At 71.4% G+C, this 9959-nt stretch carries 6 protein-coding genes; 5 read left to right on the top strand and 1 reads right to left on the bottom strand.

Annotation, left to right across the window (positions count from 1 at the left end):
- Nucleotides 1-51 precede the first annotated feature (51 nt).
- Complete coding sequence (locus ACRX5W_RS08685) at nt 52-1731, bottom strand: N,N-dimethylformamidase beta subunit family domain-containing protein (RefSeq protein WP_436787365.1); 1680 nt, start codon at nt 1729-1731, stop codon at nt 52-54.
- A gap of 301 nt (nt 1732-2032) precedes the next feature.
- On the opposite strand from ACRX5W_RS08685, the gene coaE reads away from it, so the two are divergent.
- The 5 genes from coaE to ACRX5W_RS08710 all read left to right on the top strand — a co-directional run bounded on the left by coaE (nt 2033) and on the right by ACRX5W_RS08710 (nt 9757).
- The gene (gene coaE / locus ACRX5W_RS08690; RefSeq protein ID WP_436787366.1) at nt 2033-2644 is read left to right on the top strand and encodes a dephospho-CoA kinase; all 612 of its coding nucleotides are present in this window, start codon (nt 2033-2035) and stop codon (nt 2642-2644) included.
- A 115-nt stretch (nt 2645-2759) separates the two neighbouring features.
- Nucleotides 2760-4835: a hypothetical protein gene (locus ACRX5W_RS08695; protein ID WP_436787367.1), complete on the top strand. Its 2076-nt coding sequence runs from the start codon at nt 2760-2762 to the stop codon at nt 4833-4835.
- A 68-nt stretch (nt 4836-4903) separates the two neighbouring features.
- Nucleotides 4904-6982 carry an excinuclease ABC subunit UvrB gene (gene uvrB / locus ACRX5W_RS08700; protein ID WP_436787368.1) on the top strand — a complete coding sequence of 693 codons (2079 nt, stop codon included), beginning with the start codon at nt 4904-4906 and terminating at the stop codon, nt 6980-6982.
- 258 nt (nt 6983-7240) lie between these two features.
- Complete coding sequence (locus tag ACRX5W_RS08705; protein WP_436787369.1) at nt 7241-7813, top strand: TerD family protein; 573 nt, start codon at nt 7241-7243, stop codon at nt 7811-7813.
- Between the two features lie 102 nt (nt 7814-7915).
- Nucleotides 7916-9757 (top strand): TerD family protein, encoded by a 1842-nt coding sequence (locus ACRX5W_RS08710; protein WP_436787370.1) that lies wholly within the window; start codon nt 7916-7918, stop codon nt 9755-9757.
- The last annotated feature ends 202 nt before the right edge of the window (nt 9758-9959 follow it).

Consider the following 9959-nt stretch of genomic DNA (forward strand, 5'->3'; position numbering starts at 1 on the left):
GGGCCGCCGCTCTGCGTTCGCGATAGGGGCGTGTCCTCGGGTGCTCCGTGCTCAACCGGTGGTGCCGATGTCCTCGGGACGGGCGGCGCTCGCTATCAGGTTGTCCGGGCCCGGAGGGAGGAACGGGCGGGACGGGTGCCGGTCGCCGGCCGGGCCTTCGGCGAACGCCCGCAGAATGTTCTCGGTCATCCGCTGCAGCACCGCCCGCGTCTCCGGGACCACCGCCATCTCGTGGCATGAGCCTGCGAGTTGGCAGGGCCAGTAGGTCGTGCCCGCGGAGAACACGCCTGCACCGGAGGGGGCCGTGTAGTACGACATCGTGCCCATCGTCGCCATGGGCCCCACACGCAGCGGCGCGGCGGCTATGACGTCCAGAGTGGGCGGGGTGGCCGGGTCGCCGGGAAGAGCGGTGTCGTACTCGCCGCCGAGAGAGTCGGCGAGTACCTGACCGTCGTGCACACCCGTTCCGTCGTAGATCCACGAGGACGCGTCGAGGACGCGGAACGAGCCGATGACACCGAGGCCGCCCCACGTCGAGCCGACAAGGCGGTGTTCGCCCCGGTTGAGCGGGGATTCGCGCCAGGTGACGGTGGCCTGCTGGGGGTCCTGGGCGGCGAGGGGGTCCTCGTCGAACTTGCGATAGACCGCGACGCGGCGGTCCGGTCCCGCGGGCGAGGGTTCCAGGCGGGTGTGCCAGTAGACGGTGTTCGCCCCGAAGAAGGCGATGTTGACGCCGCGGTCGCGGGCGGCCTCGGCGGCGTCGTACATGCGTCGCGTCCAGTACTCGCTGTGCCCGCCGATGATCAGGGCGTTGTGCCGCAGGAGTTGGGACGGCCTGCGGTCGATGTCGATGTCGGTGGCGTAGTCGACGTCGAGCCCGGTGCGCTCCAGCGCCTGCACCATGGGGATGTCGTACCAGAATGGGACGAGGTAGCCGCTGCCGGTGTAGGGGCGTTCGAAACTCGCGACCCGCGCGCGGTCGGTGCGCGCGGCGGTCGGGTCGGCGGGGCCGCTGTAGAGGCCGTAGCCGCCGTAGGTGTTGTACGCCTGCGCGGTCAGGTTCGACGCCTGGAACAGCAGCGGCGCGCTGCCCGCGTCGTCGCGGACGGTGAGTTGCATGCCGTAGGCGCTGCCGGACTTGTTGCGCAGCACGAGCAGGTAGTAGCCCGGAGGCCAGTCGGCGCCCACCGTGAACTTCAGCGCCACCGGCCAGTTCGTCTCGACCGTGTAGGTGGGCGGGGCCACGGGCCCCTTCGAGCGGACGGTGCTCGGCACTTCCTTCGACGACCACACCGCACGGCCGCCGGCGCCGCCGTACCACCCGAGCCGGTACGCGGTCACGCGGGCCGGGCCGGTGCCGGTGAGCCGTATTCGCACGGTGTCGCCGCACGCGGCGCTGTCCGTGTCGAGAAAGCCCATCAAGTCCGCGCCCCAGCGCTCGGGGACGCGCCAGTCCCCGGTGCCCGGACGGGAGTTCTCCTGCGCGAGCCAGCCTTGCGGGCGGCGGACCTTCGCGCAGGGCGCGGTGGCGGGCCCGAAGCGGTCCGGCGGCATGGCACCGACCGGGTTGGGCCGGTCGGCGGTGTCGGCCGAGGACGGTGCCGGACCGGATGCGGCCGACGCGGAGGACGGGCCGCCGGTGCCCGAGTGTTCGGTGCGCGCCGCGTCGCCCGCGGTCACGACGATGAGGAGGACAACGGTCAGCAGTGCTCCGAGCCGGGTGCGGTGCATGGGCTCCTCGATGGTCCTGGCTCGGGCCGTGCGTGGGCAGGCGGTGGCATATTCGGGTGGTCGGGGCGACGCGCGGCGCGTGGGCCGCGGCGCTGGCACGGTAGAGCTTCGAACGGGGGTCGAACAAGGGTTGCGGTGCTTCCACGCATGCCGGGGAGCGTTCGGTTGCCGCCCGGTGCCGAGCGACAACCGAACGCGGCGTGCGGCGATTCGGCGGAAACCGCCGCTCGTGCGGTGCGGGGAGCGCGGGGCGGTGCCCGGGCGCGGGAGCGTGCGGCAACGCGCACTAGGCTTCCGTGCCATGGTCAACGTGGGGCTCACCGGCGGTATCGGATCCGGCAAGAGCGAGGTGTCCAAGCGGCTCGCGGCGTACGGTGCCGTGGTGATCGACTCCGACCTGATCGCCCGCGAGGTGGTCGAGCCGGGTACGCCCGGACTCGCCGCGGTGGTCGCGGAATTCGGCGAGGACGTGCTGGCTGCGGACGGCACGTTGGACCGTCCCAAGCTGGGCGCGCTGGTGTTCTCCGACCGGGAGCGCCTGGCCGCGCTCAACGCGATCGTGCATCCTTTGGTGGGTGCGCGCGCGGCCGAGTTGGCGGCGTCGGCGGCCGGTTCGGGGGCGGTGCTGGTCAACGACGTGCCGCTGCTGGCCGAGACGAAGGCCAAAACGGCGTACGACCTGGTCGTGGTCGTCGACACGTCCCCCGAGACGCAGGTGGACCGGCTCGTCCGGCTGCGCGGCATGACCGAACAGGACGCCCGCGCCCGTATGGCCGCGCAGGCAACCCGCGAAGAGCGCCTCGCGATCGCCGACGTGGTCATCGACAACGACGGGCCGATCGAGGCGCTGGAACCACAGGTCCGGGCGCTGTGGAAGCGCCTGACCGGCGAGGAACCCGCCGCCGGCGCGTGACGGCGGCCGAACCGGAACCGCGGCGCCCGCCGACTTCGCGGCGCTGACGCACGCCGACACCGTCTGTGACGGAGAAGGACACGATGGCCATTCTCGGGTCGAGGACGACCGCCCGATGACGGACGACACCGCCGGCGGGCGGGCCCCGGAGGGCGACGGCGCCCGCGACGCCGCGCGCACCGAGCAGCGCGCCGAGCAGCGCGCCGCGGTGCCGGCGCGCGCGAAGGCCGGTATACGGGCCGATGCGCCGGCCACGGAGCACGCGACGCTCGCTCCCGGCGCCGGGCCGGCGCGGTCGGACCGTGACCCGGTCGCCGGACGCCCCACCGCGGATCCACAGGCCGAGTCCTCCCGGGCCGGCCTGCGGTCCGCTTCTTTCCGCCTCGGCGCATGGGACCGGCGCCGCGCCGCGCGCGTGTCGTTCGCAGTGGGCTGGCCGGTGCTGCTCGCCACGTGGCTGACGGTGTCGGTCGGCCGCTTCGGTTTCGCGCCGATGGACCAGGGCTTCACGCAGGCACTCACGTGGCGGATCCTCCACGGCCAGGTGCCGCACGCGGACTTCTTCTCGCCGCGCCCGGCGGGTTCGGCGGTGTTCCACATCGTCGACTTCGCGATCCCCGGGCCGCTGATGCTGGTCCAGGCGTGGATCGCGACCCTGCAATTCGTGGTGTCCGCGATCGCGCTGACCGTGTTGGTCACCGGCCGCCGGTGGACGCGCTTCGGGCCGCTGCTGATCGGGCTGACCGCCGCCGCGGCGATGATCAACCTGCATATGTGGGCCGCGATGACGTGGCACACCACCGACGGCATCTTCTTCGCCAGCCTCGGCTGGTGCCTGATCGACCGCGGCGTGCGCCGCGACAGTCCGGCGATGCGCCGCTGGGGGCTGTTCCTGGCCGGGTACGCGGTCATCTGCAAGCAGAGTTTCGCCCCGGTCGCGATCGTCGCGCTCGCGATGGTGTTCCTGCACCCCCGCCGCACCGGCAGGCCGACCGTCCGCGGTGTGGTGCGTGACCTCGCGGCGCTGGCGGCCGGGCCGTTCGCGTACGTCGTGTGGGTCGTCCTCGGCGGCGGCACCGCCGAGCTGCCGAACCAGCTTCTGGGCACCGACAGCGTCTGGGGCGAGCGCGTCCTGACGATGCTGCCCGACATGCTGGAGTACGCGCCCCACGAGGCCCGGTGGCTGTGGCTGTTCCTCGCCGCTCTCGCGGCCATCGTCGTGGCCCGGCTGGTCGCCCGGCACGCGGGCGACGGGCCGGTCCGCCGCGTCGCGGAATGGGCCGACCCCGCCGCGTGCCTGGTGGCGACCGCGGCGGTGGTCGCCGAGCTCGCGCAGGCCAAGTGGATCTTCGAAGAGGTGCTGTACTCGGTCGTCCTGTGGTGGATGCTGGTCGCCGCGGTGGTCGTCGACCTGATCGTGCGGCGCCGCGTGCTGACGGCCGCGCTGCCGGTGCTGGCGCTGGGCTGGATGGTCAGCCTGTCGTACGGCTACGACGTGCCCGCGCTGATCGGCGGCTCCCTCGCACTCACCACGCTGGTCGTGCTGTGGCGCGGCGCGGTGACCCCGGGGCCGCTGGTCGCCGCCGCCGCGTCGCCCGCGCGCCGGGCGGTGTTCGTCCGGGCTACCGCGCTGACCTGCGCGGGCGTGCTGGTGGTCGGCACGGGCGCGGTGAAGCTGCTGGACGTGCGCGACGGACACGGCTACATCGACGGCGGCCGTCCGCACCTCACGCAGGACATGGGCACGGTGTCGCCGGAGATGCGCGGCATCCGCACGAGCCCGGGGGACCGGCGCTACATGACGCAGGTGCGCGACTGCGTCCAGGCCAGGCCGGCGAAGTGGGTGGCGATCCTGCCGGACACCGCGGTGGCGTATCCGGTCTTCAAGCTGAACAACCCGTTCCCGATGGACTGGCTCTACTACATGGAGGTGACCAACCCCGAAGCTGAGAAGCTGATGGTCCAGCGCGCGAAGGAGCTCGACCGGGAGGGCGACTACCTGGTGCTGTTCCAGACGATCGACGTGCGCTTCGTCGCGGTGCCGGGCTATGTGCCCAAGCACGTCCCGGCGAACCAGCCGATCATCAAGTGGACCGACCGCAACATCGAGGTGCGGGTCAAGCGCGAGCTGCACGGCGAGGTGTTCTCGTGCGGTTCCTTCGTCGCCGTGTGGGCGCCGCCCCGGAAGTGACCCGTGGTCCGGAGGGGCGCCGTCGCCGGCCCGCCCCGGATGTCGGAGCCAGGTCGTACCGTTGACGCGTGCGACCCATTACGGACCTCGAACGCAAGGTGGCGCCCTTCCAGGTCGTCAGCCCCTACCAGCCCAACGGCGACCAGCCGGCGGCGATCGACGACCTCGAACGGCGTGTGCGCGCCGACGAGAAGGACATCGTGCTGCTCGGCGCGACCGGCACGGGCAAGTCGGCGACGACCGCGTGGATGATCGAGCGGCTGCAGCGACCGACGCTCGTCATGGCGCCCAACAAGACCCTCGCCGCGCAGCTCGCCAACGAATTCCGCGAGCTGCTGCCCAACAACGCCGTCGAGTACTTCGTCTCGTACTACGACTACTACCAGCCCGAGGCGTACATCGCGCAGACGGACACCTACATCGAGAAGGACTCCTCGATCAACGAGGAGGTCGAGCGGCTGCGGCACTCGACCACCAACTCGCTGCTGACCCGCCGCGACGTGGTGGTGGTCGCGTCGGTGTCGTGCATCTACGGCCTCGGCACCCCGCAGGAGTACGTCGACCGCATGGTGTCGCTCAAGGTCGGCGAGGAGATCGACCGCGACGCGCTCCTGCGTCGTTTCGTGGACATCCAATATGCGCGCAATGACGTCGCGTTCACGCGCGGCACGTTCCGTGTCCGCGGCGACACGATCGAGATCTTCCCGGTGTACGAGGAGCTCGCGGTCCGCATCGAGATGTTCGGCGACGAGATCGAGTCGCTGATGACACTGCACCCGCTCACCGGCGAGGTCGTCACCAACGACGAGCAGCTCTACGTGTTCCCGGCGACACACTACGTCGCCGGACCCGAGCGCATGGAGCGCGCGATCAGCGGCATCGAGATCGAACTCGCCGAGCAGCTCGCCCGGTTCGAGAAGCAGGGCAAGCTGCTGGAGGCGCAGCGGCTGCGCATGCGCACGACGTACGACATCGAGATGATGCGCCAGATCGGCACCTGCTCGGGCATCGAGAACTACTCGCGGCACATCGACGGCCGCGAGGCCGGCAGCGCGCCGAACACGTTGCTGGACTACTTCCCCGAGGACTTCCTGCTGGTCATCGATGAGTCGCACCAGACCGTGCCGCAGATCGGCGCGATGTTCGAGGGTGACATGTCGCGCAAGCGCAACCTGGTCGACCACGGCTTCCGGCTGCCGTCCGCGATCGACAACCGCCCGCTGAAGTGGGAGGAGTTCCTGGAGCGCATCGGTCAGACCGTGTACCTTTCGGCGACCCCGGGGCCCTACGAACTGTCGCGCGGCAACGGCGTCGTCGAGCAGGTCATCCGGCCGACCGGACTGGTCGACCCCGAGGTGATCGTCAAGCCGACCGAGGGGCAGATCGACGACCTGGTCCACGAGATCCGCAAGCGCGCCGAACGCGACGAGCGCGTGCTGGTCACCACGCTGACCAAGAAGATGTCGGAAGACCTCACCGACTACCTGCTCGAACTCGGGATCCGGGTGCGCTACCTGCACAGCGACATCGACACTCTGCGACGCGTCGAGCTGCTGCGCGAGCTGCGGCTGGGCGAGTTCGACGTGCTGGTCGGCATCAACCTGCTGCGCGAGGGCCTTGACCTTCCCGAGGTGTCGCTCGTCGCGATCCTCGACGCGGACAAGGAGGGGTTCCTGCGCTCGGGGACGTCGCTGATCCAGACCATCGGCCGTGCCGCACGAAACGTGTCGGGCCAGGTCCACATGTACGCGGACCGCATCACGCCGTCAATGGAGAAGGCGATCGACGAGACGAACCGGCGGCGCGAGAAGCAGGTCGCGTACAACAAGGCCAACGGCATCGACCCGCAGCCGCTGCGCAAGAAGATCGTCGACATCCTCGACATGATCGCGCGCGAGGACGCCGACACCGCCGAGCTGATGGCGGGCGGCAAGGGGCGGAAGGCACCCGTGCCGACGGCGGGCCGCGGCATGCCGGACACCAAGGGCATGCCCGCCGCGGATCTCACCGACCTCATCGGCCAGCTCACCGAGCAGATGCACGCCGCCGCCGCGGAGCTTCAGTTCGAGCTGGCGGCACGGCTGCGCGACGAGGTCGGCGAACTGAAGAAGGAGCTGCGCGGGATGAAAGCCGCAGGCATGGCATGACACCGCCGAAACGCACCGCCGGGCGGGCCGGAACCAGGCACAGCCCGGAAGATTTCCCGTTTCCGGACCGCCGGAACCGTTTATCAGCCAGATCGGTCCTCAACTGAGGGAACGACCCGTCGAATCGGATCGTCATGAACGATAGGTTCGTCACGGATGGGTGCCTGCCGAATCCCGCACACGGGAGATCCGAAAGGGCACTACGCTGCGGGCGCGAGGCCGCGTGCCGCGGAAAGCTTTGTGAGGGGAGACATCACAGTGTCCGTCAACATGGTCAAGGGTCAGCGCCTGTCGCTCGAAAAGCAGGGTGGCGGCCAGCTGACCCTGGTCCGGATGGGCCTGGGCTGGGACGCGATCAAGAAGAAGGGTCTGTTCGGGAGCCGGGAGCGCGACGTGGACCTGGATGCGTCGTGTGTCCTGTTCGCGGAGCAGCAGCCGGTGGACGCGGTCTACTTCGGTCACCTGGTGAGCGACGACGGCTCGATCCGGCACACCGGCGACAACCTGACCGGTGCCGGCGACGGCGACGACGAGTCGATCATCGTCGACCTGAGCCGCGTCCCCGTGCACGTGACGCAGATCATCTTCACGGTCAACTCGTTCCAGGGCCAGACGTTCCAAGAGATCGAGAACGCGTTCTGCCGCATCGTCGACGAGACGAACGGCCAGGAACTCGCGCGGTACACCCTCTCCGGGGGCGGCCCGCACAACGCGCAGGTCATGGCGAAGCTCTACCGTCACGGCGACGGCTGGAAGATGAGCGCGATCGGTGAGCCGGCCAACGGCCGCACCTTCACCGAGCTGATGCCGGCCCTGGCCGCGCACCTGTAACCGAGCAGCAAACCGAAACGGGCCGGGGCCACACGGTCGGAAGGACCGGCGGCCCCGGCCCGTGCCGTTCCGTCCCTCGGGGGGCGGGGAGGGGACCGCACCATGACCACCGAACTCGTCCGGGGCCAGAACCTGCCGCTGCCCCAGCCGCAGGCAGCGGTCGAGGTGACCGCGCAGTGCCCGGTCGAACTCGTCGCCGTGCTGCTCGACGCGAACCTCAAGGTCCGCGGCGACGCCGATGTGGTGCACCGAGACGGCAGCCCGATCGCCGGTGTCGCGGTGCGCCCCCTCGGAGTCGACGCGGACCTCTCCGCGCTGCCGGAGGAGGTCGACCGGGTCATCGTCGCCGCGACGCTGGAAGGCAGCGGCGTCGACCGCTTCGGCGCGGTCGCCCCGCCGGTCGTCCGGGTCCTCTCCGGAGGCGGTCCGGTCGCGTCGTTCCCGATAACCGACCTCGGCGCGGAGCGTGCCATCCAGACCGTCGAGCTGTACCGCCGCCAGGGCGCGTGGAAGGTCCGTGCGATCGGCCAGGGCTTCGACGGCGGCCTGGACGCGCTGCTGCGCGACCTCGGCGTGGAACTCCGGGCCCCCATCGTGGACCGGGTGCGCGCACAGCTCAGCGGATCCGCAGTGCCCGCCCGCGCCGACACCCCGCAGCCGGCGACCACGCCCGGTCCGAACGCCCACGCCTCCCAGGCGTCCGCGCCCTCGGTCGCGCCGGTTCCGCCTGCCGCGGGCTTCCCGACCGCGGGGCTGCCCGGCCAGGCGTCGACCGCGGCGCGGGTCACGCCCGGCATGAGCGACGCGCAGCGCGAGGCCGCGCTGCGCGAGGCGCGCCGCGAGGTCGAGCGGCTGTACGAGCAGGTGTGGGGCATCTTCGAGGACGCCGCCCGCTCGGCCGCCTCCTACCGGTCGTCGGTCGGATTCGCCGACAACCGCCTCGACCAGGACCTCGCCGAGGTGCTGAACGACCCTGCCGCGCGAACATCCCCGGCAGGCCTGGCACTTCAGGAAACCGCACGTGCCAAGCACCGCGAGCTCGTCGAGCGCGCCCGTGCCGGCCTGGACCGGGACAGCACCCAACTCGCCGCCGAAGTCGCTCAGTTGGAGCCGAAGCTGCCGCCGGAGATGGCGCGCTGGGACTCGCCCGTGTGGGCGGGCTGGCGGGCCGCGGAGGAGACCGCGCTCGCGATCCGGCTCGGCGACCTGCACCTGCCCGAGTCCCCGCAGTTGCGGATCCCGATGGTGCTGCGCCTGCCGGTGGAGCGCGGCCTGTGGATCGACAGCGGAGCGTCCGGCCTCGACGACGATGTGACCTCCCTGGCCTCCGAGGCCGTCCGGGCCCGTGCGACCGAGCTCGCGGTGACCATCGCGGCGCGCATGCTCGCGGCGTTCCCGGTGGGCGACCTGAAGCTGCACGTGATCGACCCCGAGGGCAAGGGCGCCGCCGCCGGGCCGTTCGCGCCGCTGGCGGCCAGCGGCCTGCTGGTCGGGCAGCCGGCGACCACCGCCCCCGAGGTCGCGGCGCTGATGGGCCGACTGATGGACCGCGTCGAGCTGGCCCGCATGGCGATCGAGAGCGGTGCGACCGACGCGCTGCCCGAACACATCGACTTCAGCCGCCAGTTGCTCGTCGTGCACGGGTTCCCGTACGCGTTCGACGACCGCACGGTCACGCAGTTGCGCCACCTGGTCGACGAGGGCGCGCGGGTCGGCGTGCACGTGATGGTCGTCGGATCCCGCGCGGACGCCGGGTCGTTCGGCCCGCTGCTCGACCCGCTGTGGCGGGCGATGCTGCGCCTGACGCCGATTCCCGAGGACCACATCGCCGACCCGTGGGTCAACCACGCCTGGACCTACACGCCGGACCTGCCGTCCGACGGCACGGGCGTGACCCAGACCCTGCTCACCTGGGTTGCTTCCAGCGCCGCGGGCGGTCGCTGACCGGGCACGGGCGGGGGCGTCGGGCACGGCGACAGCCGAGGCGGCGTTCCGCCCGAATCTCCCCCGTCCTCGCGCAAGCCCGGCCGGCCAGAGGCCTGACGCAGTGTCAGGCCTCGCCGGGTGGTGAGCCGCGTGGCTCCGCCGCGACCGCGCGGACTTCAAGAGTGTGCGCGTGCCGCCGTCGTGCCGACCGCCGTGCGGT

The sequence above is a fragment of the Yinghuangia sp. YIM S10712 genome (genome assembly GCF_051388935.1).
GTDB lineage: Bacteria > Actinomycetota > Actinomycetes > Streptomycetales > Streptomycetaceae > Yinghuangia.